The organism is Escherichia sp. MOD1-EC7011, assembly GCF_002965005.1.
Taxonomy (GTDB): domain Bacteria; phylum Pseudomonadota; class Gammaproteobacteria; order Enterobacterales; family Enterobacteriaceae; genus Escherichia; species Escherichia ruysiae.
Genome location: NZ_PTRD01000024.1, coordinates 228,557 through 255,329, shown reverse-complemented (window position 1 = coordinate 255,329; position 26,773 = coordinate 228,557). Strand labels below are relative to the sequence as shown.

At 50.0% G+C, this 26,773-nt stretch carries 23 protein-coding genes and 1 tRNA gene; 5 read left to right on the top strand and 19 right to left on the bottom strand.

Features of this window, described 5'->3' with window-relative positions; all coding sequences use genetic code 11:
* The first annotated feature begins 8 nt into the window (after positions 1-8).
* Positions 9-98: an LpxT activity modulator PmrR gene (gene pmrR / locus A7098_RS12735; protein WP_000797657.1), complete on the top strand. Its 90-nt coding sequence runs from the start codon at positions 9-11 to the stop codon at positions 96-98.
* On the opposite strand, the gene pmrB is transcribed toward pmrR, so the two are convergent.
* The 7 genes from pmrB to melR all read right to left on the bottom strand — a co-directional run bounded on the left by pmrB (position 74) and on the right by melR (position 9,532).
* Positions 74-1,174, bottom strand: coding sequence for a two-component system sensor histidine kinase PmrB (gene pmrB, locus A7098_RS12730; RefSeq protein ID WP_001052143.1), 1,101 nt, complete (start codon positions 1,172-1,174; stop codon positions 74-76). The genes pmrR and pmrB overlap by 25 nt on opposite strands.
* Positions 1,175-1,843, bottom strand: a complete 669-nt coding sequence (basR, locus tag A7098_RS12725; RefSeq protein ID WP_000697918.1) for a two-component system response regulator BasR — start codon at positions 1,841-1,843, stop codon at positions 1,175-1,177. It abuts the gene before it with no gap.
* Positions 1,840-3,483 (bottom strand): phosphoethanolamine transferase EptA, encoded by a 1,644-nt coding sequence (eptA, locus tag A7098_RS12720; RefSeq protein WP_105280890.1) that lies wholly within the window; start codon positions 3,481-3,483, stop codon positions 1,840-1,842. The genes basR and eptA overlap by 4 nt, the downstream gene beginning before the upstream one ends.
* A gap of 103 nt (positions 3,484-3,586) precedes the next feature.
* Positions 3,587-4,924, bottom strand: a complete 1,338-nt coding sequence (gene adiC / locus A7098_RS12715; protein ID WP_000093133.1) for an arginine/agmatine antiporter — start codon at positions 4,922-4,924, stop codon at positions 3,587-3,589.
* A gap of 136 nt (positions 4,925-5,060) precedes the next feature.
* Positions 5,061-5,822 carry an AraC family transcriptional regulator gene (locus A7098_RS12710; protein WP_001217089.1) on the bottom strand — a complete coding sequence of 254 codons (762 nt, stop codon included), beginning with the start codon at positions 5,820-5,822 and terminating at the stop codon, positions 5,061-5,063.
* 336 nt (positions 5,823-6,158) lie between these two features.
* Positions 6,159-8,426, bottom strand: a complete 2,268-nt coding sequence (gene adiA, locus A7098_RS12705; protein WP_105280916.1) for an arginine decarboxylase — start codon at positions 8,424-8,426, stop codon at positions 6,159-6,161.
* Positions 8,427-8,623: 197 nt separating this feature from the next.
* On the bottom strand, positions 8,624-9,532 hold the full coding sequence (melR, locus tag A7098_RS12700) for a transcriptional regulator MelR (protein WP_085461272.1): 909 nt from the start codon (positions 9,530-9,532) through the stop codon (positions 8,624-8,626).
* A gap of 260 nt (positions 9,533-9,792) precedes the next feature.
* On the opposite strand from melR, the gene melA reads away from it, so the two are divergent.
* Entirely contained in the window at positions 9,793-11,148 is a 1,356-nt protein-coding gene (melA, locus tag A7098_RS12695; RefSeq protein ID WP_105280889.1) for an alpha-galactosidase, read from the top strand.
* On the opposite strand, the gene A7098_RS12690 is transcribed toward melA, so the two are convergent.
* The 5 genes from A7098_RS12690 to A7098_RS12670 all read right to left on the bottom strand — a co-directional run bounded on the left by A7098_RS12690 (position 11,145) and on the right by A7098_RS12670 (position 17,901).
* Positions 11,145-11,795 (bottom strand): DUF2238 domain-containing protein, encoded by a 651-nt coding sequence (locus tag A7098_RS12690; protein WP_105280888.1) that lies wholly within the window; start codon positions 11,793-11,795, stop codon positions 11,145-11,147. The genes melA and A7098_RS12690 overlap by 4 nt on opposite strands.
* A gap of 122 nt (positions 11,796-11,917) precedes the next feature.
* Entirely contained in the window at positions 11,918-13,564 is a 1,647-nt protein-coding gene (gene fumB, locus A7098_RS12685; RefSeq protein ID WP_000066143.1) for a class I fumarate hydratase, read from the bottom strand.
* 77 nt (positions 13,565-13,641) lie between these two features.
* Entirely contained in the window at positions 13,642-14,982 is a 1,341-nt protein-coding gene (gene dcuB, locus A7098_RS12680) for an anaerobic C4-dicarboxylate transporter DcuB (protein WP_000899528.1), read from the bottom strand.
* A gap of 571 nt (positions 14,983-15,553) precedes the next feature.
* The gene (gene dcuR / locus A7098_RS12675; RefSeq protein ID WP_000611279.1) at positions 15,554-16,273 is read right to left on the bottom strand and encodes a two-component system response regulator DcuR; all 720 of its coding nucleotides are present in this window, start codon (positions 16,271-16,273) and stop codon (positions 15,554-15,556) included.
* A complete protein-coding gene (locus A7098_RS12670) occupies positions 16,270-17,901 on the bottom strand; it encodes a sensor histidine kinase (protein ID WP_105280887.1) in 1,632 nt (543 codons plus the stop codon). Before A7098_RS12670 ends, dcuR begins: the two co-directional genes overlap by 4 nt.
* Positions 17,902-18,079: 178 nt before the next feature.
* On the opposite strand from A7098_RS12670, the gene yjdI reads away from it, so the two are divergent.
* Complete coding sequence (gene yjdI / locus A7098_RS12665; protein WP_000371865.1) at positions 18,080-18,310, top strand: 4Fe-4S mono-cluster protein YjdI; 231 nt, start codon at positions 18,080-18,082, stop codon at positions 18,308-18,310.
* Positions 18,311-18,321: 11 nt separating this feature from the next.
* On the top strand, positions 18,322-18,594 hold the full coding sequence (locus A7098_RS12660) for a GNAT family N-acetyltransferase (RefSeq protein WP_000405640.1): 273 nt from the start codon (positions 18,322-18,324) through the stop codon (positions 18,592-18,594).
* Positions 18,595-18,665: 71 nt separating this feature from the next.
* Here the strand turns inward: A7098_RS12660 and A7098_RS12655 are convergent.
* The 6 genes from A7098_RS12655 to aspA form a co-directional block, all read right to left on the bottom strand.
* Positions 18,666-18,741: transfer RNA gene (locus A7098_RS12655), tRNA-Phe, on the bottom strand.
* Between the two features lie 106 nt (positions 18,742-18,847).
* A complete protein-coding gene (locus A7098_RS12650) occupies positions 18,848-19,423 on the bottom strand; it encodes a transcriptional regulator (protein ID WP_105280886.1) in 576 nt (191 codons plus the stop codon).
* 36 nt (positions 19,424-19,459) lie between these two features.
* Positions 19,460-21,157: a protein-disulfide reductase DsbD gene (gene dsbD, locus A7098_RS12645; RefSeq protein ID WP_000068988.1), complete on the bottom strand. Its 1,698-nt coding sequence runs from the start codon at positions 21,155-21,157 to the stop codon at positions 19,460-19,462.
* Positions 21,133-21,471, bottom strand: a complete 339-nt coding sequence (gene cutA, locus A7098_RS12640) for a divalent cation tolerance protein CutA (protein ID WP_085461256.1) — start codon at positions 21,469-21,471, stop codon at positions 21,133-21,135. The genes dsbD and cutA overlap by 25 nt, the downstream gene beginning before the upstream one ends.
* A 115-nt stretch (positions 21,472-21,586) precedes the next feature.
* Positions 21,587-22,888, bottom strand: coding sequence for an anaerobic C4-dicarboxylate transporter DcuA (dcuA, locus tag A7098_RS12635; RefSeq protein ID WP_000961959.1), 1,302 nt, complete (start codon positions 22,886-22,888; stop codon positions 21,587-21,589).
* Positions 22,889-23,005: 117 nt separating this feature from the next.
* A complete protein-coding gene (aspA, locus tag A7098_RS12630; RefSeq protein ID WP_010344893.1) occupies positions 23,006-24,442 on the bottom strand; it encodes an aspartate ammonia-lyase in 1,437 nt (478 codons plus the stop codon).
* A gap of 336 nt (positions 24,443-24,778) precedes the next feature.
* Between aspA and A7098_RS12625 the strand changes: the two genes are divergently transcribed.
* Positions 24,779-25,255 (top strand): FxsA family protein, encoded by a 477-nt coding sequence (locus tag A7098_RS12625; protein WP_001267446.1) that lies wholly within the window; start codon positions 24,779-24,781, stop codon positions 25,253-25,255.
* 15 nt (positions 25,256-25,270) lie between these two features.
* Here the strand turns inward: A7098_RS12625 and yjeH are convergent, their stop codons facing one another.
* Positions 25,271-26,527: an L-methionine/branched-chain amino acid transporter gene (gene yjeH, locus A7098_RS12620; protein ID WP_105280885.1), complete on the bottom strand. Its 1,257-nt coding sequence runs from the start codon at positions 26,525-26,527 to the stop codon at positions 25,271-25,273.
* Between the last annotated feature and the right edge of the window lie 246 nt (positions 26,528-26,773).

The window sequence follows — 26,773 nt, the reverse complement described above, 5'->3', positions numbered from 1 at the left end:
AGAGTGCAATGAAAAACCGTGTTTATGAAAGTTTAACGACTGTGTTTAGCGTGCTGGTAGTCAGCAGCTTTCTCTATATCTGGTTTGCCACGTATTGATCTTTCTTCAGCCGTACCCAGGCGCGCGTACCGGAAGCCTCTTCCCGGTTTTGCAGGAAAAACTGCCCGTGATGCAACTGTGTGATGCGGCTGACAATACTTAATCCCAGACCAATCCCGCCATAACGGCTGTCCATTCGTACAAACGCTTTGCTCAACTCTCCGCATTTACTCTCATCAATGCCAGGCCCTTCATCTTCAACCGCCATTACCGCACCGCCATCTTCTTGCAGCTGAATCATAATGTTGCTGCCTGCTGGACTATAGCGATGGGCGTTTTCTACCAGGTTACGCAATAACATCCGCAGCAGGGTCGCGTCGCCCTGAACAGTGATGTCAGCGGCGCTCTCTGGTAACAGCAAAGTTTGTTGACGCTGGTCGAGCATGGTGCTGAGTTCGTCATAGGAGGGCAGGATCACATCTTCCAGCAGTTTTACATGCTGATAATTACCGGAAGAAAATGACTGTCCGGCGCGCGCCAGTTGCAACAACTGGGAGACGCTCTCCATCATCTGATCAAGCCGTGCGACTAACGGCGCTACATCAATGTGATGCGTTTTCGCCAGCAGTTCCAGATGCAAACGCACCCCCGCCAGCGGCGTTCGCAGTTCGTGAGCGACGTCAGCGGTAAACAACCTTTCGTTATCCAGCGTGCTGGTCAGGCGACTGACCAGATCGTTCAACGCCGAAACCACCGCTTCGATTTCGAGAGTGGCGCTATGAATGGCAATGGGCGTTAAGTTGTCAGCGGTGCGCGCTTCCAGTTCTTTTTGCAGTTCCGCCAGCGGGCGAGTGATGCGGTGCACTGCCTGATAGCAGATAAATAGTGTCAGGCTGACCATAAATACGCCGGGAACAATCAGGCTGGCAACCGCTTCGCGGATCTCACGCATGATGTGGCGATCGTTGTTGCGATTGTCACGTAGCGCCTGCTCAAAGAGCTGAATTTGCTCGGTACTTTCATGCCATAGCCAAAAGACGCTAATCAGCTCAAAAACCAGCAGAATAGCGCCGATGGTCAATATCAGCCGTTGACGCAGCGACATTGGTCGGCGCAGAAAACGCATCAGATTCAATTAGTTTTCCTCATTCGCGACCAGCATATAGCCAAAGCCGCGCACGGTGCGGATACGTGTTTTGCCCACTTTGTCGCGCAGGTTGTGGATATGCACTTCCAGGGTGTTGGTCGAGGGTTCGTTGTCCCAGTTATAGATATCGTTGTAGAGAATTTCCCGATGCACCGGGCTGCCTGCTTTGAGCATCAGCCGCGATAGCAGAGCATATTCTTTGGGCGTCAGAATCAATTCTTCGCCGCCCATCCATACCTGACGGCGCCCCATATTCAGCGTCAGATTGCCAACAATCAACTCGCTTTCGCCCTGATTATTATGGCGTCGCAGCAGGGCGCGGATGCGGGCGTGTAACTCTTCCAGCGCAAAAGGTTTTACCAGATAGTCATCGGCACCGACATCCAGCCCGGCGATTTTGTCGGTCAGGGTGTCGCGAGCGGTGAGGATCAGTACCGGCAGGGTGTATTTTTTCTGCCGGATACGGGCGAGAAAATGCAGCCCATCTTCGTCGGGTAAACCTAAATCCAACACCACCAGGCTGTAGTGCCCGGCTTCCAGGCTTTGTTCCGCCATCCGCGCGGTCGTGACGCCATCGCACGCGTAGCCTTCGGTTTGTGCCGCCAGAATCAGCCCCTGCAATAACAGTGTATCGTCTTCAACAATCAGTATTTTCATTCAGTCACTCTCCTGCAAGTTTGCAGAATATCATCCGCAGCCTGGTAATACTTCGTCTCGACGCCGGTTAATCCCAACAGGGTTGAGAATAAATTGTCCTGTGAATAGTGCTGTGTTTGTGCCTGTTTTTGCAGGCAGCTCTGGTCAATCTGATATCGCTTTTGATAATCCTCCGACAACCACAGCAGCATCGGTACTTGTTTTTGGCTATCAGGCGCGATGGCATAAGGCAGGCCGTGTAGATAGATGCCATTTTCACCTAACGATTCACCGTGGTCAGAAAGATAAACCAGGCTGGTGGTAAATTTATCCTGATGTTCTTTCAGCAGATTAATTGCTTTATCAACAATATAGTCGACGTAGAGCAACGTATTATCGTAAGTGTTCACCAGTTGTTCTTTGGAACAGGTCTGGATCTCGTTGGTGTCGCAGGTGGGGGTAAATTTCCTGAACTGCGGCGGATAGCGGTTGTAATAGGTCGGGCCGTGGCTACCGATGGTGTGTAAGACAATCACGCCATCACCTTGCAGGTTATTGATGTACTCTTCCAGCCCGTGGAACAGCACCTCGTCATAGCATTCGCCGTTGATGCACTGGCCGGGCAGGTTCAGCGCGGTGACATTCTGGTGCGGTACGCGGTCGCAGACACCTTTGCAGCCACCGTCGTTGTCATTCCACAACACATTAATGCCCGCTCGCTGAATGATATCCAGCACGCCTTCCTGGTGCTGTGCCAGCTCTTCTTTGTAATGCTCACGCGGCATATCCGAGAACATGCATGGCACAGAGACAGCCGTTGCCGTGCCGCAAGACGCGGTATTGGGGAAATAGACCACATTATCTTTCGCCAGCCGTGGATTGGTTTCACGTGGGTAGCCGTTGAGTGAGAAATTCTCTGCCCGCGAGGTTTCGCCGACGATCAAGATGGTCAGATTTTTACGTTTCTCGTTTTGCATTAACGGGTTGCGGTGTGCATCCTCGCCAATGCGAACCAGCGGCAGATTTGCCAGTCGCTGGTGGGAATACCATGACCAACTGGCAACAATGCTGTTGGAGGGGCTTAAGGATTTCACCAGCTCTTTGTTGTTACGAAACAGCGAGGCGTAGTCTTTATAAAACAACGCGGCGACCAGCAGAATCAGCAGTACAGAAATCAGAATATTGACCCCACGGAAAAGAACGCTACGCAGGCGTGAGACTGCGGGTTTGATTTTTACCCAGCAGGCAATCAGAGCAGCAAGAACCCCGCTTAACCCTAGCGTTAATAACATCTGCGGTGTCATTAACGCGTAGCTTTCCGCAGGTGTGGTATCCATGATATTGGCAATCATCGAACGGTCGATGACGATGCCATAAGTCATTATGAAATATTGCGCAGACGCGCCGACAAGAATAAACAGGCAGGCCAGTGGACGATTAAGCCATAAGAAAGAGCCTAGCGTCAGGACAATATTAATCACGCTGAACGCGACGACCGGCATCGACAAGAAAACCAGCACGTTATGCATTGAATCCAGCGGTAGCGCCTGTAAAACCTGTTTAAAAAAGGCAATGTTCAGGCAGATAGCAATATAAAAAGAGGCCAGCAATATCCAGGCGAGTAAATTCAAAGAGGGTCTTTTTAGAAGGCGCTTCAACATCACGGTGTTTCCATCGAACAAAGTGCGCATATGCTCGCAAAGCAAAGTTAAGCCAACCTTAAGTTCTTAAGGTTGGCTTTTATGTTTGCTGGATTAAGGGGGCTTAATCTTTGCTTATTGGTGCATCTAAAGGATAGGGGTTTTTATGCAGTCGGTTGTAGTTCAGTGTGTACATTGCGGTGATCACCATCAGCGTGACGAATGACCACATGACCTCTTGTGCGCCAGAACCGACTACCGCCCAGATGCAGTAAAGGAAGGCGATAGTGGTGATGGCCAGATACGCCGGACGCGCTTTACCAAAGTGACCGTGGCCTAAAAGCAGTAAAGCGGCACAGGTATAAAGATAAGGCACCAGGGTAAAGATTACCGATACGGAAGAGACCAGACCGAACTCTTTGGTTGCGTTTGGCGAAATGCTGCTGAACTGGAAGATAGTCATCAGGATACCGACGATAATCAACCCGGCTACCGGTGTGCCTGCTTTGTTGACGCGGGCAAAAATCGGTGGGAACAGACCGTCATCGGCAGCGGCTTTCGCCGTTTGCCCGGCCAGTAGTGTCCAGCCACCCAGCGAACCTAAGCAACCAGCCGCCGCACAGAAGGAGACAATGGCTCCTGCGGTATCACCCAGCGCCATCCGTGCAGCATCACCGAAAGGTGAGGCGGAAACGCGCAGTGCGGCGTTGGGGATCATCCCCATAATCGCGGTGGTGGAGAGCACATAGCAAACGGCGGCAATCAATACCCCGCCAATGGTGGCGATAGGGACGTTGCGTTTCGGGTTTTTCACCACACCCGCTGCAACAGACGCACTTTCCACCCCGATAAATGACCACAGCGTAACGTTTAAGGTGCTTTGAATCGCGCCGAAGGTGCCCAGGCCGCTGACGTTCCATGCCGCCATATAGGTTTCTCCGTGGAACCAGAACCAGCCGAATACGGCAATCCCGACGATTGGAATCAGCGCCAGCACGGTAGCGACGGCCTGCACGCGGGTGATCATTTTCGGACCGACGATATTAAGCAGAACGAAGATCCACAGCACCACCACGCAGGTGATGGTTAATACCCACGGATCTTTGAGGAGCGGGAAGAAATAGCTCAAATAGCCGACGCCAATGACCACCATAGCGATATTGCCGATCCAGCAGGCCAGCCAGTAGAGAACGTTGGTTTGATATCCGAGAAAAGGACCAAAACAGCGGCGCGCGTAGGCATATGAACCGCCAGGGCTGGGATCGAGGAACGACATTTTGGCGTAGACCATCGATAAAGCCAAAGCACCGATAATCGTCACCAACCAACCATATATAGCAATACCGCCAGTCGAGGCCAGGTTTGCAGGTAACAGAAAGACACCTGACCCCATAATATTCCCCGACACCATCAGAGTAACGGGGATTAAGCCCACTTTGTGAGCATCAGCATCCGAAGACATAATTAAACTCCTGCGAAGGCGAGCTTCGTGACAATAAATTACGTCATATCATACGCCTGCATCCGCGCATTGAATTATCGTCAGTCGGGTTATCGCTGATGCCGTTATTAATATATCTCTTTGTAAAGGTTATAAATCAGGCGACAGAACGTTCTCTGTGTTGGCTAACATAATGGAGTGGCGTCATGCCATAGAAGTCTTTAAATACAGAAATAAAGTAAGACGTGCTGTTGTAGCCACAGGACTGTGACACCTGTGAGATATTTTTTCCATCCATCATTAATTCATTTACAGCATAACGCATCCGGCAGGTGGTTATTATTTGGCTATAACTGGTGTTTTCGCTTTTCAGCTTTTTCTTTAACAAACTTGGGCTAAGACATAAACAACTGGCTACCATACTAAGATTCCAGTCTTTATGGATATCGCTTTCAATGATTTGATAAACGCTGTCGCTAACACAATTACGTAACATATACATAAGTAGAGAAAGGAATTTTTTACTGTCGAGAAAGCGAGAGAGCACAGTGAATAATAATGCACGTGTTCGTTCTTTTTCCGACTCTGTTTCAGCAGGCTCTGTGCTATGTTGCGCTGCAACGCGAAACACCTCTGGTGTAAGGCATGGCAGGGAAATAATCGGTGTGGCGCTACGTTGCCAGACCGGTATTTTCGAGAGATCTTTATTCAGAAAACGGAGATAATCTTTGATGATGTCGAGGCTAATATAAGCAATCAAAGTGTTATTCAGAGAGGAGGCGTCGATAATATTATTTTCACAACTTAATAACGCCATATGGTTAGCTTTTAAACTTATAGGCTCTTTCCCATTCACTCTTAGCCAGACATCTTTTTCAGTTAATAAAACTATACAAGGTTGGTTGCTGCAAATCCTCATACATGTACTCCTGAAATGCAAAGAAAAATAGTGGATCTCGCCAACATAGAGAGATACCGGGAACGGGTTATATAATTGTATGACGAATCAAAACATGCATAAAAATAACGTGTTTTACTAATATTACAAATTTTTATAGTAATTTCTCATGTACAAAAAATTTTACAGAGTAAATAAGGGTAAATAATAAACAAAAAAAAGCGCGGGGTGGGACCGCGCAAAAAGCATGACATTTTTGTTTGCAGCAATTTTTATGAAAACGTTGCCATACTCAAAAGGCCTCAGGCCAGGCGGCGTAATGTTATTAAAACAATTACGCCTTCAGCGGAATAGTGGTTACGCTTTCACACACATTACGTGGTAAATACCGTCAATAATTTCAGTACCTTCAGTTTCGTGTTCAAATCCAGGGAAATGATGATCCCAGGATTGCAGCGAGCGTAAATAACTTACCTGCGGACTGTTTTTATCGCCGAAGTTTTCACCAGACAGCAGCATCGGGATTCCTGGCGGATACGGGATAACTGAGTTCGCCGCAATGCGTCCTGGCAGATTTTCAATGGATACCAGCTCAACGTTGTTGTCGACAATCGCGTTGTACGCTTCACGCGGAGTGATTTCCGCCACCGGCAGGCCGGAATAGGCTTCGTTCAACCGTGCTCCTGGGTTGTTTTCTTTCAGCCAGGCAAACATTTTGTCACCCAGATCGTGAATCCCCATGTTCGCGTAAGTGTCAGGATATTGTTCAACAAGTTCCGGCATCACCTGCGCCAGTGGTGTGTTGGCGTCGTAGTGGTGTTTGAAGGAACAGAGGGTGTTAACCAGAGTTCCCCATTTCCCTCGGGTCACGCCCATTGAGAACAGGAACATAATCTGGAAATCGGTGGTGCGAGTTGGCACGATGCCGTGGTGGCCAAGCCATGCGGTAACCAGTGCGGCAGGTACGCCTGTCTCTTCCAGTTCACCGTCTTCACCCATCCCCGGTGCGAGGATGCTGACTTTTATCGGGTCGAGCATACTCCAGTTGTCCGGGATATCTTTAAAGCCGTGCCAGCTTTCGCCCGGATGCATTACCCAGCAGTCCTGAACGGTGGTCAGCAGTTTGCGCGGCGCGTCAGCAAAGTCATAGGTTTTGCCGGTTTCCGGATCGGTAACCATTTCTTTATTCCACGGTTTAAAGAACCAGCTACCTTCGTCAGTAAACTCTTTATACAACCGTGCCATTGCCTGGCGGAAATCGACCGCTTCGTCGATCACTTCCTGAGTCAGTGACAGACCGCTGTTGCCGTCCATCATTGATACAGCCACATCGTTTGATGCGCAGATGGCATACAGTGGGGAAGTGGTGGCATGCATCATGTATGCCTGATTAAAGCGGGAGAAGTTAATCGCGCCCCGACCTTCACGTACATGAATATAAGACGCCTGCGACAGCGCATTCAGCAGTTTATGTGTGGAGTGGGTAGCGAAAACGGTTGGGCCATTGTGATCGCCCGGTTCACCGCGCATTGCATAGTGATCGGCATAGATTGGGTTAAACCGTGCGTAACCATACCAGGCTTCGTCGAAGTGCAGACGGTCAGAGGTTTTTTCCAGCAGATCCTGCGCGTCTTTGGCGTTATAGCACACGCCGTCGTAGGTGCAGTTGGTCACCACGCAGTAAGAGGGTTTTTGCCCGACTTTGTCTTTAGTCAGCGGGCTTTCGCTGATTTTCTTCTGCAAGGTTTCAGGCTGCATTTCCTGCGGGTAGATTGGCCCGATAATGCCGTAGCGGTTGCGGCTTGGCACCATGTATACCGGTTTCGCGCCAGTCAGCATTAAGCCTTGTTCAATGGATTTGTGGCAGTTACGGTCAACAACGACCACGTCGTTATCCGTCATGCAGGCTTGCATGATGGTGCGGTTAGAACCTGAAGTGCCAACAACGACTGACCAGGAGCGATCGGCACCAAATACGCGTGCGGCATATTTTTCACTTTCGCCAAATGCGCCAGTATGGTCGAGCAAAGAACCGAGAGAAGTTCGTTCGATACCCATATCGGTGCGGAACAGGTTTTCACCATAATAGTCATGGTAGAAACGTCCGGCTGGCGTTTTAGTGAACCCCACACCGCCCTGGTGACCCGGCGCGGCCCAGGAATACTCATGGATGTCGCTATATTTCATCAGCGCGCTGAACAGTGGCGGTAACAACTGTTGACGGTAGCGGGTCATCGCGGCGATGGCGCGCCCGGCAATAAAATCGGCAGTATCTTCCAGAATCCAGGCGAATTCATCGACAAGCTCCAGCAGGTCGCGATCCAGCGCGGCGATTGATTTTTCCCGATCGCCTAACAGGAATACCGGCACGTTTTGCTGGCGTTCATGAAGTTTACCGATCAATTCTCTGACGTTTTGATGTTCGTCCGGATGCTCCATTTGATAACTGAACATCAGACAATCAATGGCTTCATTTGAAGAGAGAATGGCAAAACCATCATCAAATGAGGTTGATTTAATGACGGTAACATTTTGTTGACTCAAGGCATTCGCCAGACGCTCAACGGCGCTACCGACCCAGGTGTCCTGATGTAGAAACTCGCTTTCAACAATTAATACTTTCATCATTGTTTACCCGGTTGTGAAGGAATCTTCGTTGCGGGCAAGTATCTTCCGGGCATTTCAGGCTGTAAAGCGATTGAAAAATAAACGTTTTTAATTTTTTATTATTATAAACAGAAGCTTATATTAATTTTTCAATTAATTTTCAATGTTTATTATCGACAGCTAAATTATTTTTTTGGCTGATACTGATATCGTTTTTAACCGGGAAGCGTCTGGCGGCGTTGTTGGCTAAGTTTGCGGTATTGTTGCGGCGACATGCCGACATATTTGGCGAAAGTACTGTAAAAACGACTGCTCGAACGAAAACCTGCCGTCAGGGCAATATCGAGAATACTTTTATCGGTATCGCTGAGTAACGCGCGAACGTGGTTGATGCGCATTGCGGTAATGTACTGTTTCATCGTCAACTGCATGACTCGCTGAAATATCCCCATCGCATAGTTGGCGTTTAGTTTGACGTGCTCAGCCACGTCGTTGATGGTCAGCGCCTGGTCATAGTTTTCTGCAATAAAGCCCAGCATCTGGCTGACGTAAAATTGCGCATGACGCGAGACGCTGTTTTTGTGCGTGCGCGAGGTTTTATTGACCAAAATCGGTTCCCAGCCGGAGAGGCTAAATCGCTTGAGCATCAGGCCAATTTCATCAATGGCGAGCTGGCGGATTTGCTCATTCGGGCTGTTCAATTCCTGCTGCCAGCGGCGCACTTCAAAGGGGCTAAGTTGCTGTGTCGCCAGCGATTTAATCACCATGCCGTGAGTGACGTGGTTTATAAGGTCTTTATCCAGAGGCCAGGAGAGAAACAGATGCATCGGCAGATTAAAAATCGCCATGCTCTGACAAGTTCCGGTATCGGTTAGTTGGTGCGGCGTACAGGCCCAGAACAGCGTGATATGCCCTTGATTGATATTCACTTGTTCATTGTTGATCAGGTATCCCACATCGCCATCGAAAGGCACATTCACTTCAACCTGACCATGCCAGTGGCTGGTGGTCATGACATGCGGCGCACGAAATTCAATCTCCATTCGCTGATATTCCGAGTACAGCGACAGCGGGCTGCGGGTCTGCTTTTCATCACTGCTGCACATAAACGTGTCTGTGTTCATGGATGGATCTCTTTCCTGGATTATCAGAATTATGTCATGAGTAGCTGAGGATGACTGCGAATGACGACACAAAACATAAAGAGAGAGGATTTTATAAGGGCTAATTACTCTGTTTTTCAGTCAATTTAGTCCCAAAAACTCATATTTACTGCTAAGTAACCCTGGATCTGAGCTTTTGGGAATGCTCAACGGGGAAGCCGGAGGTTTTCTGCAACATCGCCTGCCATGATGAAATCATTCAAGCAAGCCTGGAGACCTGAATGATGTCTGCACCCAAAATTACTTTTATCGGCGCTGGTTCGACAATTTTCGTAAAAAATATTCTTGGTGATGTGTTTCATCGCGAGGCGCTGAAAACGGCGCATATTGCCCTGATGGACATTGATCCAACTCGCCTGGAAGAGTCGCACATTGTGGTGCGTAAGCTGATGGATTCAGCAGGAGCCAGCGGCAAAATTACCTGCCACACGCAACAGAAAGAAGCCTTACAGGATGCCGATTTTGTCGTGGTGGCATTTCAGATTGGTGGTTATGAACCTTGCACGGTGACTGATTTCGAGGTCTGTAAGCGGCATGGTCTGGAACAAACCATTGCCGATACGTTGGGGCCGGGCGGCATTATGCGCGCACTGCGTACCATTCCGCACCTGTGGCAAATTTGCGAGGACATGACGGAAGTCTGCCCCGATGCCACCATGCTCAACTACGTTAACCCGATGGCGATGAATACCTGGGCGATGTATGCCCGTTATCCGCATATCAAACAGGTAGGGTTGTGCCATTCGGTGCAGGGAACGGCGGAAGAGCTGGCGCGCGATCTCAATATTGATCCCGCCACGCTGCGATATCGTTGCGCGGGTATCAACCATATGGCGTTTTACCTGGAGCTGGAGCGCAAAACCACCGACGGCAGTTACGTGAATCTCTACCCGGAACTGCTGGCGGCTTATGACGCAGGTCAGGCACCGAAGCCGAATATTCATGGGAATCCTCGCTGCCAGAACACTGTGCGCTATGAAATGTTCAAAAAGCTGGGCTACTTCGTCACGGAGTCGTCAGAACATTTTGCCGAATATACGCCGTGGTTTATTAAGCCAGGCCGTGAGGATTTGATTGAGCGTTATAAAGTACCGCTGGATGAGTACCCGAAACGCTGCGTCGAGCAGCTGGCGAACTGGCACAAAGAGCTGGAGGAGTATAAGAACGCCTCCCGGATTGATATTAAACCATCACGGGAATATGCCAGCACAATCATGAACGCTATCTGGACCGGAGAGCCGAGCGTGATTTATGGCAACGTCCGTAACGATGGCTTGATTGATAACCTGCCGCAAGGATGTTGCGTGGAAGTGGCCTGTCTGGTTGACGCTAATGGCATTCAGCCGACCAAAGTCGGTACGCTACCTTCGCATCTGGCAGCCCTGATGCAAACCAATATCAACGTACAGACGCTGCTCACCGAAGCCATTCTCACCGAAAACCGTGACCGTGTTTACCACGCTGCGATGATGGATCCGCACACCGCCGCCGTGCTGGGCATTGACGAAATATATGCCCTTGTTGACGATCTGATTGCCGCCCACGGCGACTGGCTGCCAGGCTGGTTGCACCGTTAAGGGGTAATCGCGTCCGGCGCTTTGGTGATTAAGCCATAGCGCCGTAACTGGCGGCAATGAGAGCGAGCGAGGAATATCACCGTAGTTAATGCGCCAAGCAGCGCGCAGAACATATCGGATTGCGTGTCCCATTGGTCGCCCTGGGTGCCAAGAAAATCATCCGCTCCCTGACCCATCGCCAGTGCCGCCCACCACTCGATCAACTCATACATGGCGCTTATCGCCAGTGCCACGCAGCAGACCAGAAACGCGACCATTTTACGTCCGCGCACGTACATCCCACGCACGAGGATTTCTCGTGCTACCAGTGCAGGCACCAGTCCCTGGAAAAAATGCCCCAGCTTGTCATACGGATTACGGCTCAATCCCAGCCATTCCTGCACGTCAAAACCGATGGGGACTTTCGCGTAGGTGTACTGACCGCCGACCATCAGGATAATGGCGTGAAAGAAAATCAGTGCATAAAGCAGTGGCGTTAACGGATAACGTCTGGCGGTGGTAAGCAGCAACGGTACGACAATAATTACCGGCGTCACTTCCATCAACCAGGTGAGTTTGTCATGGGCCGAAATTCCGGTGTACATCAGGATTAACGTCAGCGCCAGTGCGCCAGTGTTAAGAACTAACGGCTTGAGTGTGCGGGTCATGGTGAGTTCGCAAGTCAGGGAAAATACTGACTATTCACCAGCAAGCGTGAAATTACAATCGCAAAAGAGGTGGCCCAGGGGGATCACCTGGCAGTATGCCGCCAGGCGCTGGGCCAAAGAAGTTACTTAGTGCAGTTCGCGCACTGTTTGTTGACGATTTGCTGGAAGAAGTCGTTGCCTTTGTCATCGACCAGGATAAACGCCGGGAAATCTTCTACTTCGATTTTCCAGATAGCTTCCATACCCAGTTCCGGATAAGCGACACATTCCAGATGCTTAATGCTCTGCTGTGCCAGCACTGCCGCCGGGCCGCCAATGCTGCCGAGGTAGAAGCCGCCGTGTTTATGACACGCGTCGGTGACTTGCTGACTGCGGTTACCTTTCGCCAGCATGATCATGCTGCCGCCGTGGGATTGCAGCAGATCCACGTAAGAGTCCATACGGCCTGCGGTGGTTGGGCCTAAAGAACCCGATGGATAACCGGCTGGCGTTTTTGCCGGACCTGCGTAGTAGATCGGATGATCTTTGATGTACTGCGGCAGCTCTTTACCGGCGTCGATCAATTCTTTCAGCTTGGCGTGCGCAATATCACGACCAACGATAATGGTGCCGGTGAGTGACAGACGAGTAGAGACCGGATACTGCGAAAGCTGGGCGAGGATCTCTTTCATCGGACGGTTGAGATCGACTTTCACCGCGTCGCCTTCACCCGCCTGACGCAGTTCTTCCGGAATGTACTGGCCTGGATTGTGTTCCAGTTTTTCGATCCAGATGCCTTCGCGGTTAATTTTTGCTTTGATGTTACGGTCAGCGGAGCAGGAGACGCCCATACCCACCGGGCAGGATGCGCCGTGACGAGGCAGGCGAATCACGCGGATGTCGTGAGCGAAGTATTTACCACCAAACTGTGCGCCGAGGCCGAGTTTCTGAGCCTCGATCAGGAGTTCTTGTTCTAACTGGACATCGCGGAAAGCCTGACCGTGTTCGTTCCCTTCAGTCGGCAGCTCATCGTAATAGTGAGCACTTGCCAACTTGACGGTTTTCAGGTTGGTTTCCGCAGACGTGCCGCCAATCACAAACGCGATATGGTACGGCGGGCAGGCTGCGGTGCCGAGAGTACGCATTTTCTCAACGAGGAAGTTTTTCAGTTTACCCGGAGTCAGCAGGGCTTTGGTTTCCTGATAGAGATACGTTTTGTTGGCAGAACCGCCGCCTTTGGCGACGCAGAGGAATTTGTACTCGTCGCCATCCACTGCGTACAGGTCGATTTGCGCAGGCAGGTTAGTGCCGGTGTTGACCTCTTTGTACATGTCCAGCGGTGCGTTTTGTGAATAGCGCAGGTTATCTTCGATATAAGTGTTATAGACACCTTTTGATAAGGCTTCTTCATCACCGCCGCCGGTCCACACTCGCTGACCTTTTTTACCGACGATGATGGCGGTGCCGGTATCCTGGCAGGTCGGCAATACACCTTTGGCTGCGATTTCGGAGTTTCTCAAGAATTGCAGCGCCACATACTTATCGTTTTCGCTGGCTTCAGGGTCATGAAGAATAGAAGCTACCTGTTGCTGGTGTGCCGGGCGGAGCATGAAAGAAGCGTCATGGAAGGCTTGCTGCGCCAGCAAGGTCAGGGCTTCAGGTTCCACTTTCAGGATGGTTTCGCCGTTAAATTCGGCAACACTAACGTAATCGGATGTGAGCAGATAGTACTCGGTATTGTCTTTCCCCATCGGGAAAGGCGCCTGATAAATAAACTCTTTATTTGACATAGCTTCCAGCCTGTAACTCTGTATTTGTTATACGAAAATGGCGTGCCGCACAGCGACGGGCAGCACGCAGAGTGCAATTACAAGAACCCGTACATCGCAGCGAAGATCCAGCCGAAGACGCACGATACGCTCACACCAATCAACCCTGGCAAAATAAAGCTGTGGTTGATGACGAAGCGGCCGATGTGGGTGGTTCCGGAACGGTCAAACTGAATCGCTGCCAGATCGCTCGGATAGGTCGGCAGGATGTAATAACCATAGCAAGCCGGTGCTGAAGCCACGATGTATGCCGGATCAACGCCAATCGCCAGTGCAACCGGAACAATTGCTGCCAGTGCAGCGGCCTGGGAGTTAACAAACTTGGAGACCAGCAACAGAACAATGGCATAAGCCCACGGATACTCTTTCACCATTTCGCCCAGTACGCCCTGAATTTCAGACATATGCGCACCGAACATGGTTTCGGCCATCCACGCGATACCGTATACCGCCACGATGGCAATCATACCGGAACGGAAGACTTCATTTTTTGAGATGGACGCGGGATTGGTTTTGGTCAGGATAATAATCAACGCCCCGGTCAGCAGCATAAACATCTGGATAACCAGTACCATCGACAGCGGCTTGCCGCCAAAAGACGGACGCAGGTCAGAATCAGCACCAAGAAGTGCGACCACCGCGATTGCCCCGAGGAAGATCCACATTGCCAGCCAGTTGCTTTTCGGTAGTTTTTTATCCAGCAGCGTGGCGGTGTCACCGTAAACGTACTCACGGTTTTCCGGTACGGAGATGAATTTCTGGAACTCTTCGTCTTTGTCCAGATCTTTACCACGGAACCAACTGAAAATACCGATCGCCAGGATACCTAACAAGGTAGAGGGGATGGTAATCGCAAGCAGGTCGAGGAACTCAAGGTGACGACCATCAAAGGTTACGTTCCCCAGCATTGCGACCAGCGATACTACGGCAACCGACACCGGACTGGCGATAATCCCCATCTGCGCGCCGATAGAGCTCGCCGCCATTGGGCGTTCCGGACGGATGTTGTTCTTAATCGCAACGTCGTAGATGATCGGCAGGATGGTGTAAACCACGTGACCCGTACCGCAAAGAATGGTCAGCGTACAGGTGACAAACGGCGCGACGATGGAAACATATTTCGGATTGCGACGCAGCAGTTTTTCGGCAATTTGCAGCATAACATCCAGGCCGCCGGAGGCTTGCAAGGTCGCCGATGCTGCCACCACCGCAATGATGACCAGCATGACATCAACCGGTGGTTTACCCGGCTGAAGATGGAAGACGAAGACCAGAATGACCAGGCCGATACCGCCTAATAAACCCAGCGCGATACCGCCCTTTCTGGCACCATAAAACAGACATATCAGTATTATGATAAGTTGGATGGTAAATAACATGTGTAAACCCTCGCGATAATCCCATTTAAATTCTTGCCAAATAGATCACAGCCACATTCTGTTTTGGATGAACTGTTATCAGAGACTGACTAAATATCCGTTTGGTCGTTGCTGGCTCGAGCAAATACTTCACAGTGAATATTGGCTGATTCAGGCAGCAGTAAATTTATGCACTGTGATAAGTGTTTTTTTCAGAGAAAAATACTCTCTGGCGATGGGGTTATAGTTTGTGTTTCGCAGATGTTAATGGTCTGTTTTTACGCTATCTTGTTGATATTTATTGGTCTATTTTTTGTTCTACAGACGGATGTCATCAACTTTATAGATTATTCTGATCTACCTATTTATGGGTAAAAATACACATAATACGAGTGACATAATAGTTAATTAACTTTTGTTAGCGTTTTGAAATTAAAAACTCTATTTATCCGAATTGATATTAATTCGCAGGGGATGAAGAGGGATAATTATATTTGATCTGGCACAAGTTTTACTGATGGCTGATGTAACTTGTGCCAGTGCTGGTTTGCATTACTGCAATAATTGTTACTTCCAGATAACTAATAACGCGTTATTGGCAATATTGCTTCAGTAATGAGTAATGCTCTGCCTGAATACGGTAGCGATAAACCGGACGACCGGTGACGCCATAATGGATACTGGTAACTAAGATGTGACAATTCACTAGCCAGATCAGATATTTGCGGCAGGAAACGCGAGAGATGTTAACCTCGTTGGCCAGCTCGTCGGTTGAAAATTCATAGTCCTGGTGAGCGTCAATCCACTGGCACAGCGTGCGTAAAGTCTGCGGCGTTAAGCCTTTTGGCAGACGGCGGGTATCCTGTTCGTTAGATGAATTGCCATGAATTAGCTGATCCAGCTCGGCCTGGTCATAGTATTGATGTTTCTCCAGCGCCATTTTCTTTTGTCGCCAGCCGATGAGCGCCTCTTCAAAACGTGATGCCTGGAACGGTTTGATTAGATAATCAACGACGCCATAATGCAGAGAATCCTTAATGGTTGCGGCATCAGCAGCTGAGGAGATGACAATCACATCGCTTTTGCATCGAGCGTTGTGCAGGACAGGCAGTAAATCGAGCCCGTTTTCTTTTTGCATATAGATATCGAGCAAGATCAGGTCGATAGGTGTTTCGTTGTTGAAGATAATCTCTTTGGCTTTCTCCAGTGTCGAGGCTGTTCCGCAGCATTGAAAACCAGGGATCTGCGCCACGTATCGGCGATTCAACTCCGCTACCATTGCGTCGTCATCGATAATTAATACATTGATCATTTGCTCGACCTCTCCCCATCCCAGGGTAACTGGACAAAAAATTGTGTGAAAACCCCGGGTTCTGATTCCACGGTAATGCTGCCGCCGAGATTTTCAACCTGTTGTTTGACAAGTGCCAGACCGACGCCTCGCTCACTTCCTTTTGTCGAGACACCTTTTTCAAAAATGTGATCGATTTTGTCGGGGGAAATTCCCGGACCATCATCGTTAATTTCACAGTGCAGCCAGCCGTGACGGTAGTGCAACGTAACGCTGATTTCACCACCGGGTTCTTGCCCTAATGCCTCCAGCGCGTTTTCTATCAGATTTCCCAACGCGGTAATTAACGTTGCGACTTGATCTTCACTACCGCTGTCTGGCAACTGGCTCTCACTATTTAATATCAGCGTATGGCCTAAATCGGTCGCGCGGTTAATCTTGCTGATTAAAAAACCAGCGATAACCGGAGATTTGATTTTACCCAGCAAAGAGCCAATCTCTTCCTGATAGTTGTTGGCTGTTTTTAGAATGTAATCTTCCAACTGCTTATAACTCTTCAGATGTAATAATCCGAGAATCACGTGTAATTTGTTCATAAATTCGTGGGAGCGTTCACGAAGTGCGTCGGCATAGTTGACCAGCCCATCCAACCGTTGCATTAGCTTACGAACTTCCGTTTTGTCCCTGAAGGTAGAGATGGCTCCGATGATAACGCCATTGCTGCGTATGGGTACGGTGTTGATGAGTAATAGCCGATCTTTGACGGTAACCTCTTCATCTCGTCGCGGCGTGCCGTCACGTAATACTTCCGAGACATCCACCACCTGCGACCATGCCTGACTCAGTGTCGATAGCTTTTCGTCATCCTGGGATTTGTGATAATTAAGCAGTTCTTGCGCAGCATCATTGATGAGTGTGACCTCGCCGTGCGCGTCTACGGCAACGACACCTTCCTTGATTGATTGCAGCATTGCCTGGCGTTGCTCAAACAGAGTTGAGATTTCGTAAGGCTCCAGGCCGAACAGGATGCGCTTAAGTACTTTGACTAAAATCCATGTACCCAGCCCGCCAACCAGCACACCGAATAAAATTGACCAGATAATGCTCCAGCGGCTGTCATTGATCTGCTGCGTTACGCGGCTTAACTCCAGGCCAATCGCCACCACGCCGATCTGCTTATGATTTTCGTCGTAGATAGGGGTAAATACGCGTAAAGCCTGCGCCAGAAAACCGCGATTAATAGCGACATTTTCCTCGCCGTTGAGCGCCTTCAGGATGTCGTCCCCTTTAAAGAGCTGACCAATGCGTTGGGTTTCAGGGTGCGAGTAGCGAAGACTTTGCATATTGGTAACGACAATAAACAGCAAATCGTTGCGTTTACGTACAGCTTCAGCTATGTCCTGGATACCGCTCTCCTGCGGTTTTTTCTGCAAGCCCTGACGAATTTCTGGCGAGTCGGCAAGGGTACGCGCCACGGCCAGTGCCTTGTTGGCCAGCCCGTCACGCGTCATATCGCTGATTTGCGAGAAGTAAACCAGATGCACTACCAGCAGCACCGAGAACAGCACTGCGCTGACCATTAAGATCACCGTGGTACTGAGTTTCATCGGACGTTTGCGTAACATGCGGCAGGGCAGTGAATGTCTCATCAGCTTCCTTGTATGACAAATTTCCTAAGCATTATCTCTGATGCTGCGGGTAATTCAAAGGGAGTAAGGGGATTGGCCATCCGGGGAAGCGGATTTGGTAACTGAAACTTCCGGTGTCGTCTGGCGATTCGAGAGCTATGCTTATAGCGAAAACCATACTTATGAGGGAGAGAAGGTCATGGATCAGGAACTACTGGACGTTGGTTATCGCTGCTATACCGGCGAAAAGGTCGATGTCTATTTCAACACCGCAATATGTCAGCATTCCGGTAATTGTGTGCGCGGTAATAGCAAACTGTTTAATCTCAAACGTAAGCCGTGGATCATGCCGGATGAAGTAGACGTCGCTACCGTCGTGAATGTTATTGATACATGTCCCAGCGGTGCACTGAAATACCGTCATAAATAAGTGAGGGGAAAATGGAAATACGTGAGGGTCATAATAAATTTTACATCAATGATGCGCAGGGAAATCAAATAGCTGAAATTGTCTTTGTGCCGACCGGAGAGAATTTAGCGATTATCGAACATACCGATGTTGATGAAAGCCTGAAAGGGCAGGGGATTGGTAAACAACTGGTAGCGAAAGTCGTGGAAAAAATGCGCCAGGAAAAACGGAAAATTATCCCGCTGTGCCCGTTTGCAAAACACGAATTTGATAAAACGCGTGAGTATGATGATATTCGCAGTTGATGGGGCGAAGGCAGGAAGGACGTATTCCCAAAAGCAAAAACCCGCCTTGTAGGCAGGTTCTCAGGAATTAGTGGTGCCCGGACTCGGAATCGAACCAAGGACACGGGGATTTTCAATCCCCTGCTCTACCGACTGAGCTATCCGGGCAACGGGGCGCATTAAACCGTAATCTGCACATCTCGTCAACCTAATTTCAGTAAAAGCGATTCAACTGCTTAAGATTACGGCAAATCGCTTCTTTTCTGTGTTTCTGTCAGGTCAGTGCACCACCCTGGCGGCAGCGGGCGAAGCGCAGGATATCTTCCGCCAGTCGGAGTGCGGTGTCGACATCCGCCTGGCTACGATTCACCAGCATTCGGCTTAAACAGCCTTCCAGCACCAGTTCCATCTGCTTTGCTACCATCGCCGGATCGTCAACTTCCAGCGTGGTTAACAGTTCGTGGGTGAAATCGTAGGCCGCGCTTTTTTGCTGATCGGCCAGTTGATGAATAGGGTGGCCAGGATCGGGATAAAACGTACAGGCAGCGATAAACAGACAGCCCGGATAGCGGTTGTTTTTAACGCACTCTGATAACGCCTGATAACGCGCCAGCAGCTTTTGTTCGGCGGTTAGCGTTTCGTCCAGCATCAACTGACGACGCCAGACATCTATCTGTTGGCTAAGATAGCGCAGCGCGTCGTAGAGGATCGCCTCTTTGTCCGGCCAGAATCGCCTTAGCTCATCCAGCGGATAATCCACACGTTCAGCAACCATCTCCAGCGTGGTGTTGGCAATCCCTTGTAATTCTAATAATTTCAGGGCTTCTCCCAGTACATCTTCACGTTGCACGCTATTTTCCTCCGTCTTTCCCACTGCAAGTGTCGTTCACGGTTGGCGATCGCGCAAATGTGCGCTGAAGGTTTCAGCATCCATAAAGCCCGTGACGCGTGCTTGTGGATGCTCCTGGCCTTGTCCGTCAAAAAAGAGAATTGTCGGCAGTCCAAGGACATTTAGATGTTTTAACAGCGCCACATCTTGTGCGTCATTAGCGGTGACGTTGGCCTGAAGTAAGACTGTGTCAGCCAACGCTTTTTGCACCTGTGGGTCGCTAAAGGTGTATTTCTCAAACTCTTTACAGGCAACGCACCAGTCGGCATAGAGATCTAACATTACAGGTTTACCTTTGGCTTCAACGAGCGCCTGATTTAACTCATCCACCGTTTTGATTGGTGTAAAGTTGAGATGCGCCTGAGTTTGTGCGGTATGAGTCGCACCAAATGCCCAGTCCTGGAGTGGGCGCACGCTAACCAACGCCGCTGCCAGTAGGATTATTTGCACAATGCGCATCCAACCGCGTTTGGCCTGTAAGCTGGTGACAAAGGCCCAGCTAAAGAATGCGACGCCAAGCGCCGACCACAAGCGTAATCCCCATATATCGCCAATCACTCGCTCAAGCAGGAAGACCGGCAGTGCGAGGATCACAAAACCAAACGCGGTTTTGACCTGTTCCATCCACGGACCGCTTTTCGGCAGCAGACGGTTGCCAAAGACGGTAATTAACATCAGCGGTAGACCCATGCCCAGCGCATAGAGATAAAGTGTGCCGCCGCCCAGCCACATGTTTCCGCTTTGGGCGATATATAGCAGAATCGCGCTAAGCGGCGCGGTGGTGCATGGTGAGCAGATCAAACCGGCAATCGCCCCCATAACAAACACACCGCCGGGCGAGCCACCCTGTTGGCGATTGCTCATCAGCGTGAGGCGCGTTTGCAGTGAAGAGGGGAGTTGCAGGGTAAACAAGCCAAACATCGACATCGCCAGCAAGGTAAAGACGATGGCGAGGCCAATAAGCACGTAAGGATGCTGTAGCGCCGCCTGGAACTGTAACCCTGCGGCGGCAACCACCAGACCCAGCGCCGTGTAGGTCAGCGCCATCCCTTGCACATAAATAAAGGTCAGCAACAATGCTCTGGTGGTGGAGAGCCGCTGTTTACCGCCCAGCACGATGCCGGAAATCAGTGGGTACATCGGCAGTACGCAGGGGGTGAAGGCGATGCCGATGCCTATCAACAATGCCCAGAGCGCAGAAAAGGGCAATTGCGCGGCGGACTGCTCTTGCTGCGGAACAGCCGCAGGTTGTGGCGCTGCGTTGCTGGCGAGCACTTCGCTTAACGGTACGGTTTTGGTTTCTGGCGGATAGCAGAAACCAGCGTCAGCGCAGCCCTGGTAAGTGACAGTTAATGTCGCGCCAGCCGTAGCCTGGTTGATGGTTACAGGAAGCGTCAGTCGCTTGCGATAAATCTCGCTTTTGCCGTAAAACTCATCGTCATGCCAGACGCCTGGCGGTAACTGCACGTCGGCAATTTTCGCGTGTTCAGGCGTGATGCGGATCTGTTTACGGTAAAGGTAATAACCGTCTTTGATCTGCCAGGTCAGATTAAGATCATGTTGGTTTTGCTGAAAATCAAAAGCAAAAGCCTGATCAGCCGGGACAAATTGTGAGCGTCCTGGCGTGTCGAATAATCCGGCAAAAACGGAAGTGCTGCAAAGTAGCAGGATCAGCGTAAAGATGCGTTGAGCCATGAGAGGTAATCTGTGTCTCCGTGTATAACAGGTAAAACCAGAAGCTCCGGGGTTTGATACGGATGATGAGACTTCAGGCATTCCAGCAGAGCTTGCTGGTGAGCGTTGTCGGTTTTTAAGATCATCTGTACTTCATATTCCTGTTCCAGCTTACCTTCCCAGTAATAGAGTGAGGTTGCGCCAGGGATCAGGGTTGCACAGGCCGCCAGTTTTTCTGCCAGCACTTTGGCGGCTAAATCCTGGGCTGTCGCTTCATCCGGTGCGGTACACAGCACCACGACAGACGCGGTATTCGAACTTTTATCATCAAGCATAAACACCTCGCAAGAACAGATGGAACCGCAAGAGAGAGGTCACTATACAACGGACGAGGGAATGATGTTAGTCGGCGGGAAAGAAAGCGGGGCGTGAACGCCCCGCGATTTGTCATTACAGCATGAAGCTACCCAGCACGAAGCCGAAGCAAACGGCCAGGGCAACACCCAGAGTACCTGGGATGAAGAACGGATGGTTGAAGACGAATTTACCGATACGAGTTGTACCCGTGTCATCCATCTGTACCGCAGCAACCAGCGTCGGGTAGGTCGGCAGAATGAACAGACCAGACACCGCAGCAAAAGAAGCAACAGCGGTCAGCGGAGAAACGTTCAGCGCCAGAGCCATCGGCATCAGTGCTTTTGCGGTTGCAGCCTGAGAGTACAGCAGAGCAGAAGCAAAGAAGAAGATGACAGCCAGCAGCCACGGATGACCCTGAATCACTTCACCAGCGGTATCTTTGATCCAGTCGATGTTGTTGGAAACGAAAGTATCGCCCAGCCATGCAACGCCCAGGATACAAATACAGGCGCTCATACCTGCTTTGAAGGTGCTGGAGTTGAGGATGTTGTCGGTATCAACTTTACAGATAACGGTAGTCAGAGTTGCAACGCTGAGCATGATGATCAGGATTGCGTTAGTGGTGTTCATCAGCGGTTTCTCAACCAGGCCCATGCTCGGGCTGTTGATGATTGCATAGATAACCACGCCAACTACGCCCAGCAGGAACAGCCAGACGGAAGTTTTTGCACCAGATTTGATTTCAATCTGCTTTTCACCGCGCAGTTCAACCAGACCTTCTTCCAGACGCTTGCGATAAATCGGATCGTCAGACAGTTTGGAGTTGAACAGCATAGTGACCAGGAAGGACATCACCAGAACCGCCAGCAGGGTGGACGGGATGACTACAGAGAGCAGATGAAGGTAGCTGATGCCATGACCTTCCATTACGGAAGACATGTAAACGACTGCCGCTGAGATTGGCGATGCGGTGATCGCAATCTGCGCGGAAACCACCGCAGTAGACAGCGGACGGCAAGGTTTAACGCCTTGTTCCTTCGCAACTTCAGCGATAACTGGCAGCGTTGCCAGAGAGATGTTGCCAGTACCCGCAAAAATTGTCAGGAAATAGGTCACGATAGGTGCGAGGATCGTGATGTATTTCGGGTTACGGCGCAGCAGCTTTTCTGTCTGATGAACCAGATAGTCCAGACCGCCAGCAACCTGCATGGCAGAAATAGCGGCGATAACCGCCATGATAATGGAAATGACATCGAACGGGATGTTACCAGGTTTGACGCCAATAGCGGCAAGAACCAGCACCCCCAATCCGCCTGCAAAACCAATACCTATTCCCCCCAGTCTGGCGCCCAAGAAGATCGCCAGCAAAACTATGATGAGTTCTACAACTAGCATATTAGCCTTCCTTGTTTTTTAACAAGTTGATATTAGATTGTTATTTTTAAGTTACTGCTCACAAGAAAAAAGGCACGTCGTCTGACGTGCCTTTTTTATTTGTACTACCCTGTACGATTACTGTTCGCTTTCATCAGTATAGCGTTTTGCTTTGTAAGCCGGGTGCATCAGATTCTGTACGGAGAAAATATCGTCTAGTTCCGCTTCAGTCAACAGACCGCGTTCCAGAACGACTTCACGTACACTCTTACCGGTTTCGGCACAGATTTTACCCACGATGTCACCGTTGTGGTGGCCGATGAACGGGTTCAGGTAAGTGACGATACCGATAGAGTTGTAAACGTAACCTTCGCACACTTCTTTGTTAGCAGTGATGCCGTTAACGCATTTTTCCAGCAGGTTGTAGCAAGCGTTGGTCAGAATATGAACTGATTCAAACATGGCCTGGCCAATGACCGGCTCCATAACGTTCAGCTGCAGCTGACCTGCTTCTGCTGCCATGGTAACAGTGGTGTCGTTACCGATGACTTTGAAGCATACCTGGTTAACCACTTCCGGAACAACCGGGTTTACTTTAGCTGGCATGATGGAAGAGCCCGCCTGCAGTTCCGGCAGGTTGATCTCGTTCAGGCCGGCACGTGGGCCAGAAGAGAGCAAGCGCAGGTCGTTACAGATTTTGGACATCTTCACAGCCAGGCGTTTCAGCGCACCGTGAACCATAACGTAAGCGCCGCAGTCAGAGGTCGCTTCGATCAGGTCTTCAGCCGGAACGCATGGGAAGCCAGTGACTTCAGCCAGTTTTTTCACTGCCAGCGGAGAGTACTCTTTCGGCGTGTTCAGGCCTGTACCGATTGCCGTTGCGCCGAGGTTAACTTCCAGCAGCAGTTCAGCGGTACGTTGGATGTTTTTCACTTCTTCTTTCAGCAGAATGCTGAAAGCGCGGAATTCCTGACCAAGGGTCATCGGTACTGCGTCCTGCAGCTGGGTACGACCCATTTTCAGGATGTCCTGGAATTCGACAGCTTTACGTTCAAAGCCTTCGCGCAGTTGGTTAATCGCATCTACCAGTTTAATCAGGGAAGAGTAAACCGCGATACGGAAACCGGTCGGGTAGGCGTCGTTAGTGGACTGACATTTGTTAACATGGTCGTTCGGGTTCAGGTACTGATATTCACCTTTCTGGTGACCCATCAGTTCCAGACCGATATTGGCCAGCACTTCGTTGGTGTTCATGTTTACGGAAGTACCTGCGCCGCCCTGGTAGACGTCTACCGGGAACTGATCCATGCATTTTCCGTTATTCAGGACTTCATCACATGCGGCAATGATTGCATTCGCTACACTTTTAGGAATGGTTTGCAGCTCTTTGTTTGCCATAGCTGCGGCTTTTTTAACCATTACCATACCGCGAACAAATTCAGGAATATCGCTGATTTTGCTGTTGCTGATATAGAAGTTTTCAATCGCTCTCAGAGTGTGAACACCATAGTAGGCATCAGCTGGAACTTCCCTGGTACCCAACAGATCTTCTTCGATACGAATGTTGTTTGACATGTGAACCTTCTTTTTCAAGCTGCCAATGATTTGCTTTAAACACACAGAATATATGTGGTTTCGAATGTTTTTCGACCGACGATTATCCCCTGCATCGGACGAATACCCAGGATCATATGCTGCTTGAGGATTTCTACCGTAATCTGGATCACTTTAAGTGTCGGTTTTTACCCCTTAATTATTAATTTGTGAAATAGATCACCGCTTTGGGATTACTACCAAAAATAGTTGCGCAAACATCTTGAAATTTTGCTAATGACCACAATATAAGCTGAACGCGATTCGCAACCCATTAAGGCGCCCGGATTTAACCGGTTGCTATTACAGGAGAAACCTTTGCGCTGGTTACCTTTTATTGCCATTTTCCTTTATGTCTATATTGAGATTTCAATTTTTATTCAGGTTGCCCATGTCCTGGGGGTATTGCTGACCCTCGTACTGGTTATATTCACGTCGGTTATCGGTATGTCACTGGTACGTAATCAGGGCTTTAAGAATTTTGTGCTGATGCAACAAAAAATGGCGGCGGGTGAAAACCCTGCGGCGGAGATGATTAAAAGTGTTTCGCTGATCATTGCCGGTTTGCTGCTTTTATTACCGGGCTTTTTCACCGACTTCCTCGGTCTTCTTCTTCTATTACCGCCGGTGCAAAAGCATCTGACAGTGAAGCTGATGCCGCATTTGCGTTTCTCCCGGATGCCGGGCGGCGGTTTTAGCGCCGGAACCGGTGGCGGTAATACTTTTGATGGTGAGTACCAGCGAAAGGATGATGACCGCGACCGCCTTGATCATAAAAACGATCGCCAGGATTAATGTCAAAACGCCGGATTATGTGGTTATGCCATTTTCCGGCGTTTTTCGTTTTGGCAGAAACAGCCATAACCCTGCCAGCATGATTAGCGCATAGAGACTTTTCCAGCCGACCATTGCCAATAACAGAACGCATAACAGCCCGCCAGTCACCGCCAGTACGCGATAACGTCCTTGTAATAATTTACAGCCTGCCAACATGCACAATAGGTAAATCATAATAAAGATGCCGTTGGCATAAATAATGAGTGCGTCCAGATTGATCTCTAAAGCATGAATCACCAACGTACTCACCACGCAACAGCCGAGCACGGCATTGAGGGCATTATTCGGGATATGGCGAGAAGAGAGGCGTGCCAGGTAGTGGTCAGGATTATGTTGCGCCTGCGACCAGACCAGGCGGGCGAAGCTCTGTATATAAATGTTGAGGCTGGCAAAGCAGGCCAGATAGCCAATCACGCAGGCAATCCATAACGCCCCTACACCGAATAGCTGCACCACAATTTTGGGAAGCGATGCAGCCGCCGCCATTTTTTCACCATAGGCGTCGAAGTGTAAGACGACTACCGTACAGCCCCAGTAGACTAATCCTGCCAGCAGCAGACCTATCATCAAAGCGCGCGGAAAATCACGCTCTGGATTTTTAAATTCCGAGGCAAGATGGGCAAATGCTTCCAGACCGACAAAGCACCAGAACATCACTGATAACGCAGCAAATAACCCGGTAAGTTCGATATCACCTGGCGCGGGGAAGGGGATGTTCGCAGGTTTGATATCGCCCGCCCACCAGATGGCGACAATCAGTGCGACGATAAGCCCGGCAATGAGCGTTTGTAGATTAGCACTGGAACTGGCACCGCGAGTACCGATATACCACACCAGCGCCAGCGTACCGAGTTCTGCCAACAACAGTTGCCAGCTATGCCAGCCAAACATCGCCTGGCCGAATCCGGCGGCAATTTGTAGCGCGGCGGGCAAACCTACGGGAATGACTGATAAAAACAGCCAGCCGGTGACTCTCTCAAGCCGCGAGCCGAATGCCATACCGACGAAGTGCGCAACACCGCCCGCGCTGGGATAGTGGCGACCCAGAATCGCAAACACAATTGCAATCGGGAACACTAAGATAATCAAAACAGGCCACGCCCAGAGGCTGTTATTGCCCGCTACCAGTGCAGCTAACGCAGGAACGGCAAACACGCCAGTGCCTAATAATGACGTCGATAGCAGGCCGATACCCTGGGCCAGCCCCAATTCTTGTTTGAGTCCACTCATGGGTTGATGTCCGATTGCGCCCAAATATTGGGCAACTGCGCAGGATTTCGATGGTAGCACAATCAGATTCGCTTATGACGGCGATGTCGAAATTGCGATGAAACGTGAGGTGAATCAGGATTTTTACCCGATTTTGTGCTGATCAGAATTTTTTTTCTTTTTCCCCCTTGAAGGGGCGAAGCCTCATCCCCATTTCTCTGGTCACCAGCCGGGAAACCACGTAAGCTCCGGCGTCACCCATAACAG